The 23,469-nt window shown below is 62.9% G+C and carries 18 protein-coding genes; 14 read left to right on the top strand and 4 right to left on the bottom strand.

Annotated elements, in window-relative coordinates; genetic code table 11:
* Positions 1-7 precede the first annotated feature (7 nt).
* From ACKI1H_RS03285 to ACKI1H_RS03260, 6 genes are all read left to right on the top strand, one after another.
* A complete protein-coding gene (locus ACKI1H_RS03285; protein WP_440467650.1) occupies positions 8-1,126 on the top strand; it encodes a glycosyltransferase family 4 protein in 1,119 nt (372 codons plus the stop codon).
* Entirely contained in the window at positions 1,123-1,998 is an 876-nt protein-coding gene (rfbA, locus tag ACKI1H_RS03280) for a glucose-1-phosphate thymidylyltransferase RfbA (protein WP_138524445.1), read from the top strand. Before ACKI1H_RS03285 ends, rfbA begins: the two co-directional genes overlap by 4 nt.
* A gap of 119 nt (positions 1,999-2,117) precedes the next feature.
* The gene (locus ACKI1H_RS03275; RefSeq protein ID WP_138524443.1) at positions 2,118-3,518 is read left to right on the top strand and encodes an undecaprenyl-phosphate glucose phosphotransferase; all 1,401 of its coding nucleotides are present in this window, start codon (positions 2,118-2,120) and stop codon (positions 3,516-3,518) included.
* A 31-nt stretch (positions 3,519-3,549) separates the two neighbouring features.
* Positions 3,550-4,671: a polysaccharide biosynthesis/export family protein gene (locus ACKI1H_RS03270; RefSeq protein ID WP_138524441.1), complete on the top strand. Its 1,122-nt coding sequence runs from the start codon at positions 3,550-3,552 to the stop codon at positions 4,669-4,671.
* Between the two features lie 863 nt (positions 4,672-5,534).
* Positions 5,535-6,902 (top strand): OprD family porin, encoded by a 1,368-nt coding sequence (locus ACKI1H_RS03265; protein WP_138524439.1) that lies wholly within the window; start codon positions 5,535-5,537, stop codon positions 6,900-6,902.
* A 528-nt stretch (positions 6,903-7,430) separates the two neighbouring features.
* The gene (locus tag ACKI1H_RS03260; protein ID WP_440467649.1) at positions 7,431-8,807 is read left to right on the top strand and encodes an OprD family porin; all 1,377 of its coding nucleotides are present in this window, start codon (positions 7,431-7,433) and stop codon (positions 8,805-8,807) included.
* Positions 8,808-8,886: 79 nt separating this feature from the next.
* Here the strand turns inward: ACKI1H_RS03260 and aguA are convergent, their stop codons facing one another.
* The 4 genes from aguA to ACKI1H_RS03240 form a co-directional block, all read right to left on the bottom strand.
* Positions 8,887-9,996 (bottom strand): agmatine deiminase, encoded by a 1,110-nt coding sequence (aguA, locus tag ACKI1H_RS03255; RefSeq protein ID WP_138524435.1) that lies wholly within the window; start codon positions 9,994-9,996, stop codon positions 8,887-8,889.
* A 273-nt stretch (positions 9,997-10,269) separates the two neighbouring features.
* Entirely contained in the window at positions 10,270-10,911 is a 642-nt protein-coding gene (locus ACKI1H_RS03250) for a TetR/AcrR family transcriptional regulator (protein ID WP_440467648.1), read from the bottom strand.
* Between the two features lie 55 nt (positions 10,912-10,966).
* Positions 10,967-12,028, bottom strand: a complete 1,062-nt coding sequence (locus ACKI1H_RS03245) for a polyamine ABC transporter substrate-binding protein (RefSeq protein ID WP_138524431.1) — start codon at positions 12,026-12,028, stop codon at positions 10,967-10,969.
* 249 nt (positions 12,029-12,277) lie between these two features.
* Positions 12,278-13,657 carry a glutamine synthetase family protein gene (locus tag ACKI1H_RS03240; protein ID WP_024762139.1) on the bottom strand — a complete coding sequence of 460 codons (1,380 nt, stop codon included), beginning with the start codon at positions 13,655-13,657 and terminating at the stop codon, positions 12,278-12,280.
* 278 nt (positions 13,658-13,935) lie between these two features.
* Between ACKI1H_RS03240 and ACKI1H_RS03235 the strand changes: the two genes are divergently transcribed.
* The 8 genes from ACKI1H_RS03235 to ACKI1H_RS03200 all read left to right on the top strand — a co-directional run bounded on the left by ACKI1H_RS03235 (position 13,936) and on the right by ACKI1H_RS03200 (position 23,135).
* On the top strand, positions 13,936-14,685 hold the full coding sequence (locus ACKI1H_RS03235; RefSeq protein ID WP_138524427.1) for a gamma-glutamyl-gamma-aminobutyrate hydrolase family protein: 750 nt from the start codon (positions 13,936-13,938) through the stop codon (positions 14,683-14,685).
* Positions 14,686-14,725: 40 nt separating this feature from the next.
* Positions 14,726-16,084 carry a glutamine synthetase family protein gene (locus ACKI1H_RS03230; RefSeq protein ID WP_138524425.1) on the top strand — a complete coding sequence of 453 codons (1,359 nt, stop codon included), beginning with the start codon at positions 14,726-14,728 and terminating at the stop codon, positions 16,082-16,084.
* Positions 16,085-16,144: 60 nt separating this feature from the next.
* The gene (locus ACKI1H_RS03225) at positions 16,145-17,512 is read left to right on the top strand and encodes an aspartate aminotransferase family protein (protein ID WP_138524422.1); all 1,368 of its coding nucleotides are present in this window, start codon (positions 16,145-16,147) and stop codon (positions 17,510-17,512) included.
* Between the two features lie 118 nt (positions 17,513-17,630).
* Positions 17,631-18,731 carry a polyamine ABC transporter substrate-binding protein gene (locus ACKI1H_RS03220; RefSeq protein WP_138524420.1) on the top strand — a complete coding sequence of 367 codons (1,101 nt, stop codon included), beginning with the start codon at positions 17,631-17,633 and terminating at the stop codon, positions 18,729-18,731.
* 228 nt (positions 18,732-18,959) lie between these two features.
* Positions 18,960-20,054, top strand: coding sequence for a polyamine ABC transporter substrate-binding protein (locus ACKI1H_RS03215; RefSeq protein ID WP_440467647.1), 1,095 nt, complete (start codon positions 18,960-18,962; stop codon positions 20,052-20,054).
* Between the two features lie 149 nt (positions 20,055-20,203).
* On the top strand, positions 20,204-21,358 hold the full coding sequence (locus ACKI1H_RS03210; RefSeq protein ID WP_015479458.1) for an ABC transporter ATP-binding protein: 1,155 nt from the start codon (positions 20,204-20,206) through the stop codon (positions 21,356-21,358).
* Between the two features lie 26 nt (positions 21,359-21,384).
* Positions 21,385-22,266, top strand: coding sequence for an ABC transporter permease subunit (locus tag ACKI1H_RS03205; RefSeq protein ID WP_171049503.1), 882 nt, complete (start codon positions 21,385-21,387; stop codon positions 22,264-22,266).
* On the top strand, positions 22,263-23,135 hold the full coding sequence (locus tag ACKI1H_RS03200; protein WP_024762146.1) for an ABC transporter permease subunit: 873 nt from the start codon (positions 22,263-22,265) through the stop codon (positions 23,133-23,135). Before ACKI1H_RS03205 ends, ACKI1H_RS03200 begins: the two co-directional genes overlap by 4 nt.
* The last annotated feature ends 334 nt before the right edge of the window (positions 23,136-23,469 follow it).

Genomic DNA, 23,469 nt, shown 5'->3' with positions numbered 1-23,469 from the left:
AACCCTCATGATCGTGATCAACGCGCGTTTCCTGACCCAGCAAGTGAGCGGCGTGCAGCGCTTCGCCGAGCAGATTTCGCTGTCGCTGGCGCGGCTGCGCAGCGACCTGCACTTCGTTGCACCGCCCGGCGAAATCCTCCGCCCGGAAATCGCCAGCCAGCTCCGCGTCGAACAGATCGGCCACCGCAGCGGGCACCTCTGGGAACAGGTTGACCTGCCGCTGTGGCTGGCCCGTCACGGCCGGCCGCTGCTGGTCTCGCTGTGCAGCACGGCACCGCTGGCCTATTCGAAGCAGGTCGTCACGCACCACGACATCACCTACGTGCGCCACCCGGAAAGCTTCTCCTGGAAGTTTCGCGCGCTGTACCGCCTGATGATCCCGCTGATGCTGCGCCGTTCGCTGGCGCAGGTCACGGTCAGCGAGTTCTCCCGCGAGGAGATCGCCTCGCACTATGGCGTCGACCCCAAAGGCATCCACGTGATCGCCAATGCGGTGTCCGCCGAGTTCTGTACCGGCCTCGAACCGACGCAGCTCGAACGTCCCTATGTACTGGCGGTGTCCTCGCCGGCGGCGCACAAGAACTTCTCCCGGCTGATCGAAGCGTTCCGTCTGCTCGGCGAGCTGGACGTGGAGCTGCGCATCGTCGGCGCCGCCAACCGCAGCTTCGTCGATGCGCAACTGCAGCACAGCGGGCAGGGTGATCGGGTGCGCTGGCTGGGGCGGCTGGACGACGACCAACTGATCGAGCAGTACCGCAACGCCGCCGTTTTCGCCTTCCCGTCGCTGTACGAAGGCTTCGGCATCCCGCCGCTGGAGGCCCAGGCCTGTGGTTGCCCGGTGGTGGCCGCCAGCAGTGCATCGATCCCCGAAGTGCTGGGCAACTCGGTGCTGTACTTCGACCCCCTCGATCCGCCCGGCATTGCGGCCGCCCTGCGTCGGGTGCTGCTCGACCACAAGCTGCGCGCCGACTTGCGCCGCCTGGGGCAGGAGAACGTCCTGCGCTACTCCTGGGACATTTCAGCGCTGCGACTTTCCAGCCTGATCGACACCTTTCTGACCGAGCGCTCGGACTATCCGGCGCGCTTCGACGCCAAACAGATCGCCAAGCAAGGAGGCAGATCATGAAGGGCATCATCCTCGCCGGTGGCTCCGGCACGCGCCTGCATCCCATTACCCTGGGCGTGTCCAAGCAACTGCTGCCGATCTACGACAAGCCGATGGTGTATTACCCGCTGTCGGTGCTGATGCTCGCCGGGATCGACGACATCCTGCTGATCTGCACCCCTGCCGACCTGCCGAATTTCCGCGCCCTGCTGGGGGATGGCGAGCAGTTCGGGGTGCGCCTGCAGTATGCCGTGCAGCCCTCGCCCGATGGCCTGGCGCAGGCTTTCCTGATCGGCGCGCCATTCATCGGCGACGACTCGGTGTGCCTGGTGCTGGGCGACAACATCTTCTACGGCCAGGGCTTCACCGAAACCCTGCGCGAAGCCGCCGCGCGTACCCAGGGCGCCACCGTCTTCGGCTACCAGGTAGCGGACCCGGCGCGCTTCGGCGTGGTCGAGTTCGACGACGCAGGGCGGGTGCTTTCCATCGAGGAAAAACCCCGCGTACCGCGCTCGAACTACGCCGTCACCGGCCTGTACTTCTACGACAACCGCGTCGTCGAGATGGCTCGTCAGATCCGCCCTTCGGCCCGTGGCGAGCTGGAAATCACCGATATCAACAACCTTTACCTGGAACTGGGCGAACTGCGCGTCAGCCTGCTCGGTCGTGGGTTCGCCTGGCTGGACACCGGCACCCACGAGTCGCTGATGGAAGCCGGCCACTTCGTGCAGACCATCGAGGAGCGCCAGGGGCTGAAGGTCGCCTGCCTGGAGGAAATCGCCTACCAGCAGGGCTGGCTCAGCGAGAGCCTGCTGGCCCTCCAGGCCGAGCGCCTGAGCAAGACCGGCTATGGCCGCTACCTGCAGCAACTGCTGCTGGACAAGCGACAGTGAACCCGCACCCGGCGAACCCGCAGGCATTGCGCAGCGGACTTGCCGGCCATGCGTTCAACCACGGACTGCGATAGCGATGCAGCGGCGTCAGGAGCGACGCCGGCAATCGTGAGGTCATCATGCCCAACAAGACGAAAGGAATCCTGCGCGCGCACCAGTCGCTGATCTCACTGGCGCACCGCCTGAGCGACATCCTGGTGATCGTGCTCACCGGGGTCGTGCTGCTCAGCGCTGGCAACGGCGTGCTGGATGCACAGATCTGGGTCTCGGTGCTGCTCTGCGTGATGCTGTTCCACTGGCTCGGCGAGCTGAACCAGCTCTACGGCTCCTGGCGTGGCGAGTCGCTGCTGCGTGAGTCGTTGAGCGTCACCCTGTACTGGTCGCTGGCGTTCTTCGCCGTGCTGCTGCTGGACATCTCCCTGCGCCACGTAGAGCTGGAAGAGCCCCGACGCCTGGGCTGGTTTGCCGCGGCGCTGCTGATCATGTGCGGCTACCGCCTGGCTATCCGCATGCTGCTGCGCGTCGCCCGCCGCCACGGCTTCAACAGCCGCAATGTGGCCATCTACGGTACCGGCGAAGTGGGTGCGCGACTGGCCGAGACCATCCTCGCGGCGCCCTGGATGGGCCTGCGCCTGATCGGCTTCTATGACGATCGCCCGCAGCAGATGGAACTGGGTGAGCGCGTGCCGGTAAAGGGCGACCGCCTGGCGCTGATCGAGGCGGCGCGCTCGGGGCAGATCGACAAGGTCTACCTGACCCTGCCGCTGTCCCGCGAGCCGCTGCTCAACGAACTGATCCGCGAGCTGTCCGACACCACGGTGTCGGTCTACCTGATCCCCGACCTGTTCATGTTCGACCTGCTGCACGCGCGCAGCGAGAGCATCAACGGGCTGGCCACCATCAGCATCTTCGACACGCCCATGGACGGCCCCAACGCCGTGCTCAAGCGCATCGAGGACGTGGTGCTGGCCTCGCTGATCCTGCTGCTGATCGCCGTGCCCATGCTGTTCATCGCCGTGGCCGTGAAGCTCACTTCGCGCGGCCCGGTGCTGTTCCGCCAGACCCGCTACGGCATGGATGGCCGGCCCATCCGCGTCTGGAAATTCCGCAGCATGACGGTCATGGAGGACGGTGCCGCCGTCACCCAGGCCTCGCGCAACGATTGCCGCATCACCCCGCTGGGCGCCTTCCTGCGGCGCACCTCGCTGGATGAGTTGCCACAGTTCTTCAATGTCTTGCTCGGCGACATGTCCGTGGTCGGTCCACGCCCCCACGCCGTGGCGCACAACGAGCAATACCGGCGTCAGGTCAGCCGTTACATGCTGCGTCACAAGGTCAAGCCAGGCATTACCGGCTGGGCCCAGGTGAACGGCTGGCGTGGCGAAACAGACACCCTGGAGAAGATGCAGAAACGCATCGAGTTCGATCTGGACTACATCGAGAACTGGTCCGTCTGGTGGGACCTGAAGATCGTCTTGCTGACCCTGTTCAAGGGTTTCGTACACCGCAATGCCTATTGAGTTTCCACACAAGCTTCAAGGAAGGATTGCCATGAAAAACCTGCTCGCTTTCAGCTTTGTAGTCGGCAGTCTGGCGCTACAAGGCTGCGTGTTCTCTCCCGGTCAGCACATGACGGATTCCGATATCCAACGCGAGGCCCAGAAGGAGGGGATGAACATCACCCTCGTGCCCATCACGCCCCAGGTGCTGCAACGCCAGGAGGCCGACTTCGCCGCCAAACCCGGCGTGCCCGCAGAGCTGCTGAACTATCGCCCGCCGCAGGAGGACTACCTGATCGGTGGCGGCGACGTGCTGCTGGTCACCGTCTGGGACCACCCTGAACTGACCAGTCCCGGCTCGACCCAGCAGATGGAAGCCAACGGTCGCGTGGTCGGTGCCGACGGCAATATCTTCTTCCCCTATGCCGGTGTCGTACGCGCCGAAGGGCAGACTCCAGCGCAGTTGCGCAAGCGCCTGTCCAGCCAGTTGGCGAAGAAGGGTATTGTCGACCCGCAGGTGGATGTCACCGTGCTGCGGTATGCCAGCCAGCACGTGGTGCTCTCCGGGGCTTTCCAGAACGGTGGGCAGGTCGAGCTGAACAATACGCCGACCACCCTGGTGCAGGCGGTCAGCAAGGCTGGTGTGATCACCGGTGAAGCCGATCTTTCCGGGCTGACGCTCAAGCGTGATGGCCGCGAGTATGTGCTCGACGTTGACGCACTGAACCGCTCCGGTTCGACTCTGACCGGCATCTACCTGAAGAACGGCGACCAGATCCACCTGCCCTACAACGACCGCAAGAAAGTCTACGTGGTGGGTGAGGTCGAGCGTCCGCAGGTGGTTACCTACCGCACCACCGGCCTGTCGCTGCTGGAAGTACTCGGCAACGCCGGGGGCCTGAGCCCGGAAACCTCCGATGGCGACTCGGTCTACGTGATCCGCGGTAACCCGGAGTCGGTCGCCGGTACTGCACCGGGCGCCTTCCAGGCCCAGGTCTTCCACCTGGAAGCGAAGCGTCCGACCGCCTATGCCCTGGCCAAGGAGTTTGCCATGCAGCCGCAGGATGTCGTGTTCATCGGCCCGGCCAACATCACCCGCTGGAACCGCTTCATCAGTCAGCTGCTGCCATCGGCTGCCTTCATCGGCACCAGCGCCGCGGTTGGCAACAACTGACCCGGCGGTGCCCGGCGCAAGGCGTCAGGGTACGGGTAATTCCTACAGCGTCGAGCGTACCGCTGGAATCGACTCCGCACCCGATGCTGGCCATCATCGCCGCCATCGGGTGCAGGGACGCACCACTCCTAGGCGGACTCCATTCCGCCGCTCTCCTTTGGGACCTTCCCCTAGCACAGGGTCCCGAACCCGCCCGCGTTGCAGCGCTGGCGGGTTTTTTTTGTCCATCGTCCGGGCTTGCCGGAGGGCCTTCTTGGACTCTGTGGGCTAAATCCTTCGTCTTATTCCTAGTGGTCATCCAAATCATACGAACTGGGTACCCCGTCAGGGAGGCGTCGCCAGTCGAGCAGCGTGCTATCATATATTCCTAAAAGAAATTACATAGTAATAATTAATTCTTTTTTGATTTATAGAGCTTCTTTTATCTTGCTCCCCAGCGTTGCCGTGACAGCGAAAAGGGGATGGCGGTTATCCGCCAAGGCGAAGGGGGCTCGTGGCGGTTTTCCGCTGATTTTTCTGAAGGAATTTGCTTGCAGATCGTTCCGAGTGTCGGAAATGACGGGTGTCAGGCAGGAAAGGCCGGTTGGCCTGGGGATTGCCTAGCCACTGACGCATGCCCAGCGCATTGCCACAACAACAAGACACGAGATCCGATCCATGCCATTCCATTCTTCTGCTGCCCTCCCGCCTGCTTGCCTGCGCTTGAGCCCCGTCTAGGGGAGCGCCGTACACCGCCGAATTACTGCATGCCGAGCGTGCCTGGCACGCCGTGGCCGCTGCTTGCCGTTCGGTCGGGCTCCGCTGGAGCCAGTCGTTGTCTTGAATGGCCTGCTTTCCAAGATCAATAAAATGGGGAAATTCCAATGAAACGCCGCACTCTCACGCAATCGAGCCTCGCGCTCGCCATCGCTGCCGCAGGCCTCGCTCAATCCGCCGTCGCCGGTGGGTTCATCGAAGACAGCAAGGCCAACCTGACCCTGCGCAACTTCTACATCAACTCCGACAACCGCAACGGCCCCGCCGAGCCGAGCAAGCAGGAAGAGTGGGGGCAGGGCTTCCTGCTCAACTACACCTCCGGCTTCACCGAAGGCACCGTCGGTTTCGGCGTCGATGCCCTGGGCCTGCTGGGCGTGCGCCTGGACAGTGGCAAGGGCACTCACTACAACCCGACAAGTTCTGCCTATGCCGGCACCGTGTTCCCCACCGATGGCGATGGCCGCGCGGTGGATGACTTCGCCCACCTGGGCGCCACCGGCAAGGTGAAGGTTTCCAATACCGTGCTGCAATACGGCACCCTGCTGCCCAAGCTGCCGGTGGTGACCTACAACGACGGTCGCCTGCTGCCGCAGACCTTCGAGGGCGGCCAGGTCACCTCCAACGAGTTCAAGGACCTGACCCTGCTCGGCGGCCAGCTGGAGCACGCCAAGGGCCGTAACTCGAGCAACAACGAAGGCCTGTCGATCGCCGGCGCCAACAACGCCCAGACCGGCAAGTTCGTCAACAAGTTCTACTACGGCGGCGCCGACTACAAGCTGACCAAGGACCTGACGCTGCAGTACTACTACGGCAACCTGCAGGACTTCTACAAACAGCACTTCCTCGGCCTGCAACACAACTGGGCCATTGGCCCGGGCGTGCTGAAGAGCGACCTGCGCTACTTCCACAGCAGCGACGATGGCAAGAACGGCCACGATTCGAGCTACTACACCAGCGGTTACTACGGCGGCAACACCCTCAAGGGTGAAGTCGACAACCGCGCCTGGAGCGGCCTGTTCACCTACACCGTCAGCGGCCATAGCTTCGGCGCCGGCTACCAGCAGCTCAGCGGCAACAGCGACTTCCCGTTCATCAACAACGGCGACGGCGCCACGGCCTACCTGATCACCGACGTGCAGATCGGCAAGTTCCTGCGCGCCGGCGAGCGCACCTGGCAGGTTCGCTACGCCTACGACTTCGCCCAGGCCGGTCTGCCGGGCCTGACCTTCCAGACCCTCTACCTGCGCGGCGACAACATCGACACCGCCCAGGGCGACAAGAGCGAGTGGGAGCGTGACATCTCCCTGGCCTACGTGATCCCGGACGGCACCTTCAAGGGCCTGGGCTTCACCTGGAAGAACGCGGCGCTGCGTAGTGGCCTGCCGGCCGCTTCCGCTGGCAACCCGGGTACTCCGACCCAGCGCGACCAGGACGAGAACCGCCTGATCGTCAGCTACACCATCCCGCTGCTGTAATTTCTACGGGCTGAAAAGAAGCCGCCGTCCTCGTCAGAGGCGGCGGCTTTTTTCGTGGTGCGCGGGAGAGTAGTGCGCTCGCTAATGGGGCCGAATTTTCCTGTCCGCATTCGGTGTTCTTCCGGCAGTGTTCGGAGGCTTCTCCTTCATTTCCGAGGTGGTCCGTGCCTGCCTGGAAATCCAAGCGTGAGCCTGGTCAAAGATTGTGCAACAGGCCTCCTGTCACGGGGCTATCCGCCGCGCGGCAGCCGGCCTTGCTCTTATCGTGGCGCCGGTCGCGCGGACCGGCGGGAGAGGCATCGAGCAGGCCTTCCGGTAGGGGGGTATGGAGCGTGCGTCGCTCGGGAGTACCTCGCTGAACGAGTGCCCGGCCGGCGCTGCAGTGACAAGGCGGCGCAGATCGCCCCGCCTGGCTCGTCTCCCTCACTCCTCCCCATGGCCGTCGTGATCGACACTGTCGTCATCCCTGCCGGGCGCATCGTGCCCGAAGCCCGATGACGCGCTCACGATCCTGTCATGGGGAAAGCTATGCATTACCGCAAACTCAAGCATTCGAGCCTGGCCGTGGCCATTGCCGCAGCCGGAATGGCCCAGGTCGCACTCGCCGAAGGCTTCATCGAAGACAGCAAGGCCAGCCTCGGCCTGCGCAACTTCTACATCAACCAGGACAACCGCAACGGCTCGGCGGCGCCGAGCAAACAAGAGGAGTGGGGGCAGGGCTTCCTGCTCAACTACGCGTCCGGCTACACCCAGGGTACGGTCGGTTTCGGTATCGATGCGCTGGGTCTGCTGGGCGTCAAGCTCGACAGCGGCAAGGGCAAGCACTACAACCCGGACAGCAGCAGCCTGGGTGGCATCGTCTTCCCCACGGACAGCCATGGCCGCGCGGTGGACGACTTCGCCAGCCTTGGGCTGACCGGCAAGGCCAAGGTCTCGCAGACCGAGCTGCGCTATGGCACGTTGCAGCCCAAGCTGCCGGTGGTGACGTACAACGACGGCCGCCTGCTGCCGCAGACCTTCAGTGGTGGCCAGGTCACCTCCAATGAGTTCAAGGACCTGACCTTCGTCGCCGGCCAACTGGAGCACATGAAGGGGCGCAACTCGAGCAACTCCGACCAGGGCCTGTCGATCGCCGGGGCGAACGCCGGCGGCAAGTCGCAGTACGCCCAGTACACCAACAAGTTCTACTACGGTGGTGCCGACTACAAGCTGGGCAAGGACACCACGCTGCAGTACTACTACGGCAACCTGAAGGACTTCTACAAACAGCACTTCCTCGGCCTCCAGCACAACTGGGAGATTGGCGAGGGCATGCTCAAGAGCGACCTGCGCTACTTCCACAGCAGCAGTGACGGCAAGAACGGCAGCCATGACCCGTCCTACTACACCACCGGCTACTACGGTAACGGCCTGACCCGTGGCAAGGTCGACAACCAGGCGTTCAGCGGCCTGTTTACCTACACCATCAAGGGCCACAGCATCAGTGCCGGGCACCAGGTGCTCAAGGGCGATAGTGACTTCCCGTTCATCAACGACGGCGACGGGGCTTCTTCCTACCTGAGTACCGATGTGCAGATCGGCAAGTTCCAGCATGCCGGGGAGCGCACCTGGCAGGTTCGATATGGCTATGACTTCGCGGCGCTGGGCCTGCCGGGCCTGAACTTCCAGACCATCTACCTGCGCGGCGACAACATCGATACGGCCTACGGTGACAAGACCGAGTGGGAGCGCGATATCAGCCTGGGTTACACCATCCAGGACGGTCCGCTGAAGAACCTGGGCGTCGCCTGGAAGAACGCTTCCTTGCGCAGTGGCCTGCCGGCGTCGACCACGCCGGGCTCCGCCACCCAGCGCGACCAGGACGAGAACCGCCTGATCGTCAGCTACAGCATTCCGCTGCTGTAATCCTGCAGAATTTCCCTCTGCAAAATGAAAAGGCCGTCGCTCCTTCCGGGGCGACGGCCTTTTTTCTTGCTTCAGCGAATCAGCGCTTTTGCGGCGCCGGCTGCTGCTGGGTGATGCAGTGGATGTTTCCGCCGCCCAGGAGTATCTCGCGGCCCGGCACCATGACGATCTCGTGCTCGGGGAAGATACGCTTGAGGGTGGCTTCGGCCTCGGCGTCCGCCGGATCGTCGAAGCGCGGAGCGATGATGCCGCCGTTGACGATCAGGAAGTTGACGTAGGAGCCGGCCAGGCGGATCGACGGATCACGCGGCTGGGTGCCGATCACCAGGTCGATGCCTTCGCATTCGGCTTCGGTCGCGTGGATCGGGCCGGGGATGACGATCTTGTGTACGGTCAGCTGGCGGCCCTTGGCGTCACGGGCGCTTTCCAGCACGCGCATGGCGGCCTGGCAGCGCTCGTAGTTCGGGTCGTTCACGTCGTCGGTCCAGGCCAGCAGCACTTCGCCCGGGCGTACGTAGCAGCAGAAGTTGTCGACGTGGCCGTCGGTCTCGTCGTTGAACAGGCCGTCCGGCAGCCAGATCACGGTGTCGATGGCCAGGTGCTCGCGCAGCACGGCTTCGATTTCTTCGCGGCTCATGTGCGGGTTGCGGTTGTGGTTGAGCAGGCATTCCTCGGTCGTGATCAGGGTGCCTTCGCCGTCCACGTGGATGGAGCCGCCTTCCAGCACGAAGCCTTCGGTGCGATAGCCGTCGCAGCGCTCGATGCCGAGGATCTTGCTCGCCACCTGGTCGTCACGGTGCCAGGGGAAGTACAGGCCGCCTTCCAGGCCGCCCCAGGCGTTGAAGGTCCAGTCCACGCCGCGCACGTCGCCCTGGTCGTTGGTGACGAAGGTCGGGCCGGTGTCGCGCACCCAGGCGTCGTCGTTGCTGATTTCCACCACGCGGATGTTGGCCGCGTCAGCCAGCTGCGCGCGGGCGTTCTCGTACTGGCCAGCGGAAACGCCGATGGTCACCGGCTCGAAGCGGGCGATGGCGCGGGCCACGGCGCTGAAGGCGGCCTGCGCGGGCTTGCCGCCCAGGCGCCAGTTGTCCGGGCGTTCGGGCCAGACCATCCAGGTCTGGGTCTGGGGTTCCCATTCCGCCGGCATGCGGAAGCCATCGGCGCGGGGAGTGCTGGTCAGCGTGGTCATGGGGCGGTCCTTGAGGGTTGCTTCGCAGGATGGGCGCACGCGGATACTTATCGATGGGTATCGCTGCGCTCCACCCATCCTACGCAATGGGCTGTGTCATTCGAGGAGGCGTCGCCGTCGAGTGCCGCGAGGGGTCAGTATAGGTCGCTCGGCAAAGCTCCGCGGCGACACGTCTCCAGGTGGGAGAATTTATAGCCGATAAAAATCGGTTTATGAAGGGTGATTTTGAAATATATCGCCCGAATATCCGGATTTTTATCGGATAAAAATCGATTATTTAAGGGGCGACGGCCGTTTTGGCAGGCAGGGCGGCAGGTACAGCGACAGGTAAGCGTCAATCACCCGCATGCCTTCTTCGGCCAGGCGTTCGGTGATCTGCCCGTGGCGCTGCACGGAGAGGGCGTATACGCGGTCGCCCAGCTCGATGGCCAGGCTGAAGACCTCGATGTCCTGCGGCAGTGGCGGCAGCTCGAAGTGGCGTTCGAAGAGTTCGCGTATGGCGTGACCGAGTTGCACGTCGTGCTGGCTGTCAGCCTGGGTGACTTCGGCGAGACCGTGGCTGGCGAGGATCAGCTGGCGCGCAGCGGCGTCCTCGGCGTACACGGCCAGCGTGCGTTGTTCGACCAGCCGTGCGAGGTCGCGCCAGTCGCGCAGGGCGGCGTGCTCTACGGGCTCGTCCAGGCAGGCGCGGAAGGCGGCGTGGACGTCGCTGGTCAGCCCCTGCAGCAGGGCCGGCACGCTGGGGAAGAAGTGGTAGACGGAGGAGGGCGGGATGTCCGCGCGCTCGGCTACGGCGTAGATCGACAGGCTCGCTGCGCCGCTCTCGGCCAGCAGGGCGCGGGCAGCCTCGAGGATCACGGCGATGCGTGCCTGGCTGCTGGCGCGGGGCTTGCGAGTGGGCGAGGGTGCGGGCATGACGACCTCCGGAGCTGGGCGGCTATTGGACGCCAGCTCCGGGGTACTCGGCAAGTCAGCTGCCGCCGGCGCGCAGCTTGTCCCAGACTTCGTTGATCACCGGGGCGGTCTTCTCCGGCGCGGTTTCCAGGGCGAACAGACGGCGCTTGGTCTCCTGGTCCGGGTACAGGCCCGGCTGGTCGCGCAGGGCAGCGTCGAGGAACTGCGCGGAATCCTTGTTGCCGTTGGGGTAGAGGGTGGCGGCGGTGATCTGCGCGGCGACCTTGGGCTGCATCAGGTAGTCGATGAATTTGAGCGCCAGGTCCGGGTGTTCGGCGGCAGTGGGGACCACCAGGTTGTCGATGAACAGCACCGAGCCTTCCTGCGGCACCACGAAGCGCACCGGCTGGCCGGCGTTGGCGGCGCCCAGGGCGTCGCCGACCCAGGCCATGGCGACGCACAGCTTGCCGGCATTGAGGTCCTGGATGTAGCGCTCGCTGTCGATGTAGCGCAGGTTCGGGCGCAGCTCGGCGAGGACTTCGCCGGCACGGCGGATCTGCGACGGGGCGCTGCGGGCGAAGTTGCGGCCCTGGTAGTTCATCAGCACCGAGAAGGCTTCGTCCGGGGCGTCCAGCAGACTCATGCCGCAGGCCTTCAGGCGCTGGCTCTGCTGCGGGTCGAACATGACGCTCCAGCTGTCGGGCAGCTTGCCGCCGTAGGCCTTCTCCGCTTCGGGTTCGTTGATTGCCAGGCCCACGGCACCCCACAGGTAGGGCACGGCGTGCTGGTTGTTGGGGTCCACGGCGGCCAGCTTGCTCAGCAACTGGGTGTCGAGGTGGCTGCGGTTGGGCAGCTTGCTGAAGTCCAGCGCCTGGATGCGCTTGTCGCGGATCAGCGCCGGCAGGTCGTTGTGCGAAGGTACCGCGACATCGATCTTCTCACCGCTCTCCAGGGCCTTCTTGACCTCTTCGGCGGTGCTGTAGGTCGTGTACTCGACCCGGATGCCGGTGTCCTTCTCGAAGTCCTTGAGCACTTCGGGAGCGATGTAGTCATTCCAGTTGTAGACGCGGATGACCTGGTCGGCCCAGGCGGACAGCGGGCACAACAGCATCAGAATCAAAGCGTACAGGCGTGGCATTGGCGATCTCCCTGAATGAACCACGTAATCAGCGGATGCGGCAATCAATCGCCGCTCGATAGCGCGACAGCAAAGACACGACAGACGCGATGGACGCCCGGGCAGGCGGATGGAGACATCGCGGACAGGAAGGAGATACGGATGTGGCTCGCCGCAGCGCCCCTCCTCGCCGTTGCGATATCGCAGTCCCCTTGGTGTGCCAGAGGCACAAGGAAACGCCGGCACGAGGGCCGGCGTTTCGTTTACCACTTATACGGTGTGCAAGTACCAGTTGTACTCGAGGTCGGAGATCGAATATTCGAACTCCTGCATCTCATGCTCCTTGCACGCGACGAAGATGTCGATGTACTCGGGGCTGATGTACTTGTTCATCACGTCGCTGTCGTCCAGCTCGCGCAGGGCATCGCGCAGGTTGTTCGGCAGGCTCTGTTCCAGCTGCTCGTAGGCGTTGCCTTCGATCGGCGCGCCCGGCTCGACCTTGTTGGTCAGGCCGTGGTGGACGCCGGCCAGTACCGCCGAGAGCAGCAGGTACGGGTTGGCATCGGCGCCGGCGACGCGGTGTTCCAGGCGCACCGCTTCCGGCGCTCCAGTGGGCACGCGCAGGGCGACGGTGCGGTTGTCCAGGCCCCAGCTCGGTGCGTTCGGCACGAAGAAGGCCGAACCGAAACGGCGGTACGAGTTGACGTTCGGGCAAAGGAACGCCATCGACGCCGGCAGGGTCTCGAGCACACCGCCGATCGCGTGGCGCAACGCGGCGTTCTGCTCGGGATCCTCGCTGGTGAAGATGTTCTTGCCGTCCTTGTCGAGCAGCGAGACGTGGACGTGCAGACCGTTGCCTGCCTGGCCCGGGTAGGGCTTGGCCATGAAGGTCGAGTCCATCTCGTGGTCGTAGGCGACGTTCTTGATCAGGCGCTTGAGCAGGACTGCGTAGTCGCAGGCCTTCAGGGCGTCGTCAACGTGGTGCATGTTGACTTCGAACTGGGCTGGGGCGCTTTCCTTGACGATGGCGTCGGCCGGGATGCCCTGGGCGCGGGCGCCGTCGATGATGTCCTGCAGGCAGTCGGCGTACTCGTCGAGGTCGTCGATGGAGTAGACCTGGACCGATTGCGGACGCTTCCCGGAGATCGGCGAGCGCGGCGGCTGCGGACGGCCGTTCACGTTCTCCTGGTCGATCAGGTAGAACTCGAGCTCGAAGGCCGCGACGATGGTCAGGCCGATGTCGGTGAACTTCTGCACCACTTGACGCAGTACTTCACGCGGGTCGGCGAAGAACGGTGTGCGTTCTTCCATCTCGTGCATGGTCATCAGCAGCTGCGCGGTCGGGCGCTTCTGCCAGGGCTCCATGGAGAGAGTGTTGGGGATTGGGAAACAGACGCGATCCGCGTCGCCAATGTCCAGGCCGAGGCCGGTGCTTTCTACGGTGGAGCCGGTAATGTCGAGAGCGAAGAGAGAGGCGGGGAGGTTGATGCCCTTCTCATAGACTTTGGGCAGGTTGGTGCGTTCGATGCGCTTGCCGCGGACCACACCATTCATGTCTGCAATAAGGAGGTCGACGAATTGGACCTCGGGGTGTTCCTTCAGGAACTCACTCGCTTCTTCGAGCGACACGGCACTCTGGGGTACCGACATGATGTAACACCTTTATTGTTAAAAATTTCAATCATTCGAAAGCTGAGGTGTGAGTCAATCCGAATTGGCAAGGGTTGTCAATGTCGCACCAAAGTGGGGCGCATCGGTCGTGATGGGCCGTTTTTGGGGCGTTTCGAGCCGCTTTTGATGAGCGGAGAGCCTTTGCTGGCGGGCTGTTCAGTGGGGCGTGTTTGATTTTTTACATGGCTATTGTGTAAAAAAATGAACAAGGCTAAGCTCGGCCTCAAGCCCATAACACTTACAAACACGGGTGTCCCATGTCTCGCCTGCCGTTAATCGGCGTGTCCGCCTGCATCAAGCAGATCGGTTCCAAACCCTACCATGTTGCTGGCGACAAATACCTCAGAGCGCTGATCTCCGGGGCCTCGGGCATTCCTTTGATCATTCCCTCCCTGGGCGATGCCATCGACCAGGAAGACATGTTGGCCGCGTTCGACGGCCTGCTCTTCACGGGCTCGGCGTCGAACGTCGAACCCCATCATTATAGTGGCTCCGCCAGCATTGCAGGCACTCCTCATGATCCCGAGCGCGACAGCACGACGCTGCCGCTGATTCGCCGCGCCGTCGCGGCCGGGATTCCGGTGCTGGGCATCTGCCGTGGCTTCCAGGAAATGAACGTCGCCTTCGGCGGTTCGTTGCACCAGAAGGTGCACGAAGTCGAAGGTTTCATGGACCACCGCGAACCCGCGGGTGAGCCGATCGAAATCCAATATGGTCTGCGGCACGTCGTCGATGTGCAGCCGGGCGGCGTTTTCGCCGGTATCGGGCTACCCTCGCAGTTCCAGGTCAACTCTATTCACGGCCAGGGCGTTGATCGTCTGGCGCCCGGCCTTCGTGTAGAAGCTCTGGCGCCTGACGGGTTGGTTGAAGCCTTCTCCGTCGAAGGTGTGGCCTTCGCCGTCGGGGTGCAGTGGCACCCGGAATGGCAGGTCGAAACGAACCCCAACTATCTCGCTATCTTCCAGGCATTCGGCAAAGCCTGCAGCAAGAGGGCGGGGAACCGCTGAGTCCGGCGTTGGGGCCGGGCTCTCAAACCCTGAGGTCTTTATGACTAGCAAGTTAGACCAGCTCAGTGGCTGGTTGAAGGAACGCAAGATCACCGAAGTGGAATGCATGATCGCCGACCTGACCGGGATTGCCCGGGGCAAGATCGCGCCGACCGCGAAATTCCTCAACGAGAAGGGCATGCGCCTGCCGGAGAGCGTTCTCCTGCAGACCGTGACCGGTGATTACGTCGAAGACGACATCTATTACGACCTGCTGGACCCGGCCGACATCGATATGGTCTGCCGCCCGGACGAGAATGCCGTGTTCCTCGTCCCCTGGGCCATCGAGCCGACCGCGATGGTCATCCACGACACCTACGACAAGCTGGGCAACCCCATCGAGCTGTCGCCGCGCAACGTGCTCAAGCGCGTGCTCCAGCTTTACGCCGACAAGGGCTGGAAGCCGATCGTGGCGCCGGAGATGGAGTTCTACCTGACCAAGCGCAGCGATGACCCCGACTACCCGCTGCAGGCTCCGATCGGCCGTTCCGGCCGCCAGGAGACTGGTCGCCAGTCCTTCTCCATCGACGCGGCGAACGAGTTCGACCCGTTGTTCGAGGACATGTACGACTGGTGCGAGCTGCAGGGCCTGGACCTGGACACCCTGATCCATGAAGAAGGCACCGCGCAGATGGAGATCAACTTCCGTCACGGCGATGCCCTGGACCTGGCTGACCAGATCGTGGTGTTCAAGCGCACCATGCGCGAGGCCGCCCTCAAGCACAACGTGGCCGCGACCTTCATGGCCAAGCCGATGACCGGCGAGCCGGGCAGTGCCATGCACCTGCACCAGAGCATCGTCGACCTCAAGACCGGCAAGAACATCTTCTCCAACGCCGACGGCAGCATGAGCGAGCTGTTCCTGCACCACATCGGCGGCCTGCAGAAGCTGATCCCCGAGGCGCTGCCGCTGTTCGCCCCGAACGTCAACTCGTTCCGCCGCTTCCTGCCCGATACTTCGGCGCCGGTGAACGTGGAGTGGGGCGAGGAGAACCGCACCGTGGGCCTGCGCGTACCGGATTCCACCCCGGACAACCGCCGCGTGGAGAACCGCCTGGCCGGCGCCGACGCCAACCCCTATCTGGCCCTCGCCGCCAGCCTGCTGTGTGGCTACATCGGCATGGTCGAAGGCTTCAAACCCAGTGCCCAGGTCAAGGGCCGCGGCTATGAACGGCGTAACCTGCGCCTGCCGCTGACCATCGAGGCCGCACTGGAGTGCATGGAAGGCAGCAAGACCCTGGAGAAATACCTGGGTGACAAGTTCATTCGAGGCTACGTCGCGGTGAAGCGCGCCGAGCACGAGAACTTCAAGCGAGTAATCAGTTCCTGGGAGCGCGAGTTCCTCCTGCTTTCTGTCTGATCGGCGTGGGGTCCGGCGCGTGGCCGGGCCCCGTGTTTCTTAGAGAAGAGGTTTTACAAGATGACTAACCAGACCAGCGCCAACACCCAACACTGGCAGGCGCTCAGCCGCGATCACCACCTGGCTCCGTTCACCGACTACAAGCAGCTGAACGAGAAGGGCGCTCGCATCATCACCAAGGCCGAAGGCGTCTACCTGTGGGACAGCGAGGGCAACAAGATCCTCGACGGCATGGCCGGCCTGTGGTGTGTGAACGTCGGCTACGGACGCAAGGAACTGGCTGAAGTCGCTTACAAGCAGATGCAGGAACTGCCCTACTACAACCTGTTCTTCCAGACTGCCCACCCGCCGGTACTGGAGCTGTCCAAGGCCATCGCCGACATCGCCCCCGAAGGCATGAACCACGTGTTCTTCACCGGCTCGGGTTCGGAGTCCAACGACACCGTGCTGCGCATGGTCCGTCACTACTGGAGCATCAAGGGCCAGCCGCAGAAGAAAGTGGTCATCGGCCGCTGGAACGGCTACCACGGCTCCACCGTCGCCGGCGTCAGCCTGGGCGGCATGAAGGCGCTGCACGAGCAGGGCGACCTGCCGATCCCGGGTATCGAGCACATCGCCCAGCCTTACTGGTTCGGCGAAGGCGGCGACATGGACCCGGAAGAGTTCGGCGTCTGGGCGGCCGAGCAGCTGGAGAAGAAGATCCTCGAAGTCGGCGAAGACAAGGTTGCTGCCTTCATCGCCGAGCCCCTGCAGGGCGCGGGCGGTGTGATCATTCCGCCGAAATCCTACTGGCCGAAGATCCGCGAGATCCTCGCCAAGTACGACATCCTGTTCATCGCCGACGAAGTCATCTGCGGCTTTGGCCGTACCGGCGAATGGTTCGGCAGCCAGTACTTCGGCAACGCCCCGGACCTGATGCCGATCGCCAAGGGCCTGACTTCCGGCTACATCCCCATGGGTGGCGTGATCGTTCGCGACGAGATCGTCCATACCCTGAATGAGGGTGGGGAGTTCTATCACGGCTTCACTTACTCTGGTCACCCGGTAGCCGCTGCGGTGGCGCTGGAGAACATCCGTATCCTGCGCGAAGAGAAGATCGTCGAGCGCGTGAAGAACGAAACGGCACCGTATTTGCAGCAGCGCTGGCAAGAGCTGGCCGACCATCCCCTGGTAGGCGAAGCCCGCGGGGTAGGCCTGGTGGCAGCACTGGAGCTGGTGAAGAACAAGAAGACCCGCGAGCGCTTCGAAGGCAAGGGTGTCGGGATGCTGTGCCGCGAGCACTGCTTCCGCAACGGTCTGATCATGCGCGCGGTGGGAGACACTATGATTATCTCGCCGCCGCTGGTGATCGAGAAATCGCAGATCGATGACCTGATCACCCTGGCGCGCAAGTGCCTCGATCAAACCGCCGCAGCCGTTCTGTCTTGAGTCTTTCACCGGACCTTTGACAGACTGCGCCTGTGCGTTGGCCAGGCTCACCGGGTGGTGACGGAAGGAGATGTCCACGCCACCCGGAACATCAAGAAAAACAACTGGAGCTACCCGCATGTTCAAGACCTTCGGCAAATCCCTGCTCGCTGTAACGCTGGCGGGCGCTGTGGCTGGTATGGCGCAGGCAGATGACAAGGTGCTGCACGTCTACAACTGGTCGGACTACATCGCGCCGGACACGGTCGACAAGTTCACCAAGGAAACCGGAATCAAGGTCGTCTACGACGTCTACGACAGCAACGAAGTGCTGGAGGCCAAGCTGCTGGCCGGCAAGTCGGGCTACGACATCGTGGTGCCGTCCAACTCCTTCCTGGCCAAGCAGATCAAGGCTGGCGTCTATCAGCCGCTGGACAAGTCCAAGCTGCCGAACTGGAAGAACCTGAACCCGGACATCATGAAGACGCTGGAGATCAGCGACCCGGGCAACCAGTACGCGATCCCCTACATGTGGGGCACCATCGGCATCGGCTACAACCCGGACAAGGTCAAGGCCGCGCTGGGCGACAACGCCCCGGTGGATTCCTGGGACCTGGTGTTCAAGCCGGAAAACATCCAGAAGCTGAAGGCCTGCGGTGTGAGCTTCCTCGACTCGCCGACCGAAATGCTTCCGGCCGCCCTGCACTACCTGGGCTACAAGCCTGATAGCCAGGACCCGAAAGAGCTGAAGGAAGCCGAAGCGCTGTTCCTGAAGATTCGTCCGTACGTCTCCTACTTCCACTCCTCCAAGTACATCTCCGACATCGCCAACGGCAACATCTGCGTGGCTATCGGTTACTCGGGTGACGTTTACCAGGCCAAGTCCCGCGCTGAAGAAGCCAAGAACAAGGTCACTGTGAAGTACAACATTCCGAAGGAAGGTGCCGGCGCGTTCTTCGACACCGTTGCCATTCCGAAGGATGCCGAGAACCAGGAAGCCGCGCTGAAGTGGATCAACTTCCTGCTCGAGCCGGCGGTCATGTCCGAGATCACCAACGTCGTGCAGTTCCCGAACGGCAACGCCGCCGCCACCCCGCTGGTGAACGACGCGATCCGCAACGACCCGGGCATCTACCCGACTCCGGAAACCATGAAGAAGCTGTACGCCTTCCCGGACCTGCCGGCGAAGACCCAGCGTCTGATGACCCGCAGCTGGACCACCATCAAGTCCGGCAAGTAATCGGGTAGTCGCTGTCGCCTGTGTGGCAGCGGATGTACCGGGACAGCGGCGGGGGAGTGCGCTCCCTCGCTCGCTACCGGTAGCAACAAACAGCTTCCATCGGTGGAATGGCTGCGCAAGCCCCGGCGCTCTCGTGCTGATGATGGGTTCGGCGCTATCCACGGACCGGCCGTCGAAACCCCGGCAGCAACCGACTGAAGTAGTTAAAAACAACGAGAGGACTCACGTGTGCGCATTCCCTTCCGCAGAACCCTGATCGCTGCAGTCTCCGTCTTCGGCCTGACTTCGCTGGCCCAGGCGGAACAGACCGTCCACATCTACAACTGGTCGGACTACATCGGTGAAACCACCCTCGCCGATTTCGAGAAGGAAACCGGTATCAAGCCGGTGTACGACGTCTTCGACTCCAACGAAACCCTGGAAGGCAAGCTGCTGGCCGGTCGCACCGGCTATGACGTGGTCGTGCCGTCCAACCACTTCCTCGGTCGCCAGATCAAGGCCGGCGCGTTCCAGAAGCTGGACAAGAGCCAGCTGCCGAACTGGTCGAACCTTGACCCGCATCTGATGAAGCAGCTCGAGTCCAACGACCCGGGCAACCTGTACGGCGTGCCGTACCTGTGGGGCACCAACGGCATCGGCTACAACGTCGAGAAGGTCAAGGCCGTGCTGGGTGTCGACAAGATCGATTCGTGGGCTGTGCTCTTCGAGCCCGAGAACATGAAGAAGCTCAGCCAGTGTGGCGTCGCCTTCCTCGATTCGGGCGACGAGATGATGCCGGCTGTGCTCAAGTACATGGGGCTGGACCCCAACAGCACCAACCCGGATGACTACAAGAAGGTGGAAGAGAAGCTGATGGCGGTGCGTCCGTACGTCACCTACTTCCACTCCTCCAAGTACATCTCGGACCTCGCCAACGGCAACATCTGTGTGGCCGCCGGTTTCTCCGGTGATGTATTCCAGGCCGCCAACCGCGCCAAGGAAGCCGGCAAGGGCGTGAACATCGCCTACGCCATTCCCAAGGAAGGCGCCAACCTCTGGTTCGACATCCTCGCTGTGCCGAAGGATGCCTCCAACCCGAAGGCGGCCCACGCGTTCATCAATTACCTGCTCAAACCCGAAGTGATCGCCAAGGTCAGCGATTACGTCGGTTACGCCAACCCGAACCCCAAGGCTGGCGAATTCATGGATGAGTCCGTGCGCAACAATCCTGAGGTGTACCCATCCCAGGAGGTTCTCGACAAACTCTTCGTGCAGCATGAGCTGCCGCCGAAGATCCTGCGCCTCATGACCCGTTCCTGGACCAAGATCAAGTCGGGCAAGTAAGACGGTTTTCCCCAAATCCGTCCGCGCGGGCACGGAGCGTCGGAGAGCCTCTCGAAAGGTTTTCCGGCGCACGTAAACTGCGCCAGCCCTGTAATACCAAGCATGCCCGGCCGCGGGGGCCGGGCCTCTATGATTTGGGAGTTGTGGTAATGGCAATAGCCTCCGGTGCCTACAAGAAAGCCTTGAGTGGCGACCAGAAGCCTAAAGAGGTTCTGGTAAAAATCGACCGGGTCAGCAAGCAGTTCGACGAAACGCTGGCTGTGGACAGCGTGTCCCTGGACATCAAGAAGGGCGAGATCTTCGCCCTGCTGGGTGGTTCGGGTTCGGGCAAGTCGACCCTGCTTCGCATGCTGGCTGGTTTCGAGCGTCCCACTGAAGGTCGCATCTTCCTCGATGGCCAGGACATTACCGACCTGCCGCCCTATGAGCGGCCGATCAACATGATGTTCCAGTCGTACGCCCTGTTCCCCCACATGAGCGTGGCGCAGAACATCGCCTTCGGCCTGAAGCAGGACGGCCTGCCCAAGGCGGAGATCGACAAGATCGTCGACGAGATGCTCAAGCTCGTGCAGATGACCCAGTACGCCAAGCGCAAGCCGCATCAGCTCTCCGGTGGCCAGCGTCAGCGTGTCGCCCTGGCCCGCTCCCTGGCCAAGCGCCCGAAGCTGCTGCTGCTCGACGAGCCCATGGGCGCCCTGGACAAGAAACTGCGTTCGCAGATGCAGCTGGAACTGGTAGAGATCATCGAGCGCGTAGGTGTGACCTGCGTGATGGTGACCCACGACCAGGAAGAGGCCATGACCATGGCCCAGCGCATTGCCATCATGCACCTGGGTTGCATCGAGCAGATCGGCAGCCCGATGGACATCTACGAGACGCCGGCCAGTCGCCTGATCTGCGAGTTCATCGGCAACGTCAACCTGTTCGATGGCGAGATCGTCGAGGACCTGCAGGATCACGCGGTCATTGCCTGCCCGCAGCTGGAAAACCCGATCTACATCGGCCACGGCATCAGCACCCGTGCCGAGAACAAGCGCATGACCTACGCGCTGCGTCCTGAAAAGGTCATGGTCAGCGCGCAGAAGCCGGAAAACCTCGAGCACGAAGGCTTCAACGTCGCCCAGGGCACCGTCCACGACATCGCCTACCTGGGTGGCCACTCGGTGTACTACATCAAGCTGGCCTCCGGCTTCATCGTCCAGGCCTTCATGGCCAACGCCGAGCGCCACGTGGCGCGTCCGACCTGGGACCAGCCGGTTTACATCAGCTGGTACGACGACAGCGGTGTGGTACTGCAATCATGAACATCAGCAAATCGCTCATGAAGCGCCTGCCTACGGGCCGGCATGCCGTGATCGGTGTGCCGTTCTTCTGGCTGTTCCTGTTCTTCCTGCTGCCCTTCGCCATCGTGCTGAAGATCAGTCTGGCAGCCGCAGACGTGGCCATTCCGCCGTACACCGAAGTGTTCCAGTACGCCGACCAGACGCTCCAGGTCGTGATGAACCTGGGCAACTACCTGATGCTGACGGACGACCCGCTCTACATCGACGCCTACCTGGGCTCGCTGAAGATGGCGGCGATCAGCACTTTCCTCTGCCTTGTTATCGGTTACCCGATGGCCTACGCCATCGCCCGCGCCAGCAAGGAAATGCAGACCGTCCTGCTGCTGCTGATCATGATGCCGACCTGGACGGCGATCCTGATCCGCGTGTACGCCTGGATGGGCATCCTGTCCAACAACGGCCTGCTCAACAGCTTCCTGATGTGGCTGGGCATCATCAACGAGCCGCTGACGATCCTGAACACCAACTTCGCGGTGTACATCGGCATCGTCTACTCGTACCTGCCCTTCATGGTCATGCCGCTCTACGCCAACCTGGTGAAGCACGACATGAGCCTGCTGGAAGCCGCGTCCGACCTCGGTGCGCGCAGCTTCACCAGCTTCTGGAAGATCACCGTCCCGCTGTCCAAGAACGGCATCATCGCCGGCTGCATGCTGGTGTTCATCCCGGCGGTGGGCGAGTTCGTGATCCCGGAACTGCTGGGCGGCCCCGAGACGCTGATGATCGGCAAGGTGCTGTGGCAGGAGTTCTTCAACAACCGTGACTGGCCGGTGGCGTCTGCCCTTGCTGTCGTGATGCTGGCGATCCTGATCATCCCCATCATCCTGTTCAACAAGAACCAGGCTAAAGAGCTGGAGGGCAAGGTATGAACAAGCGTTGGTCGTTCTCCAACATCATGCTGGTGTTGGGCCTGCTCTTCATCTACGTGCCGATGATCATCCTGGTCATCTACTCGTTCAACGGCTCCAAACTGGTGACCGTGTGGGGCGGCTGGTCGGTGAAATGGTACGTCGGCCTGCTGGACAACCAGCAGCTGGTCGGTTCGGTGTTCCGCTCGCTGGAGATCGCCTGCTACACCGCGATCTCCTCGGTGGCCCTGGGTACCCTGGCTGCCTTCGTGCTGACCCGCATCCCGCGCTTCCGTGGCCGTACGCTGTTCGGCGGCATGGTGACCGCGCCGCTGGTCATGCCCGAGGTGATCACCGGCCTGTCGCTGCTGTTGCTGTTCGTTGCCATGGCCCAGCTGATTGGCTGGCCGCAGGAACGCGGCATCGTGACCATCTGGATCGCCCACACCAGCTTCTGCTCGTCCTACGTGGCAGTGGTGGTGTCGGCGCGTCTGCGTGAGCTGGACCTGTCCATCGAGGAAGCGGCCATGGACCTGGGCGCCAAGCCCTGGAAAGTGTTCATGCTGATCACCATCCCGATGATCGCCCCGTCGCTGGCGGCGGGCGGCATGATGTCCTTCGCGCTGTCGCTGGATGACCTGGTGCTGGCCAGCTTCGTGTCCGGCCCTGGCTCCACCACCCTGCCGATGGAAGTGTTCTCCGCCGTGCGTCTGGGCGTGAAGCCGGAGATCAACGCCGTCGCCAGCTTGATCCTGCTGACTGTCTCGCTGTTCACCTTCTTCGCCTGGTACTTCACCCGTCAGGCCGAGGAACGTCGCAAGCGTGCGATCCAGGAAGCCATGGAGTCCAACGCGACCGATTGGCAGAAGGGTTCGACAGCCACCGCCTGACGCCGTCTTGTCGGCCGGTTGTATCCGGCGATTGTCGAACCACGGGCCACCTTCGGGTGGCCCGTGTTTTTTGCTCACACGTTATTCCGAAGTGCTTGGAAAATCGGGACTTATCGGAAAAATCCGTGGGTCGCAAAGTCTCGCTCCCGGCCGATTGCCAACTACGCTTGAAGTGTTCGGATGCGTTGTCCGGTCACCCCCCGAACCAGGGCCGGGCCGCGCAGCCGGCAAACTTCCAGTGACGCCTTTTGGCACTCCGTGCGGGAGACGGCGCCCAATACAACACCCCGATCGTTATCCCAGGGGAAATACCGCGCCAGGGAGCCTCTGGCAT

The organism is Pseudomonas sp. YH-1 (genome assembly GCF_051990045.1).
GTDB lineage: Bacteria > Pseudomonadota > Gammaproteobacteria > Pseudomonadales > Pseudomonadaceae > Pseudomonas > Pseudomonas nicosulfuronedens.
The sequence above is the reverse complement of the archived record's forward strand: the minus strand, read 5'-3'. Positions and strand labels throughout refer to the sequence as shown.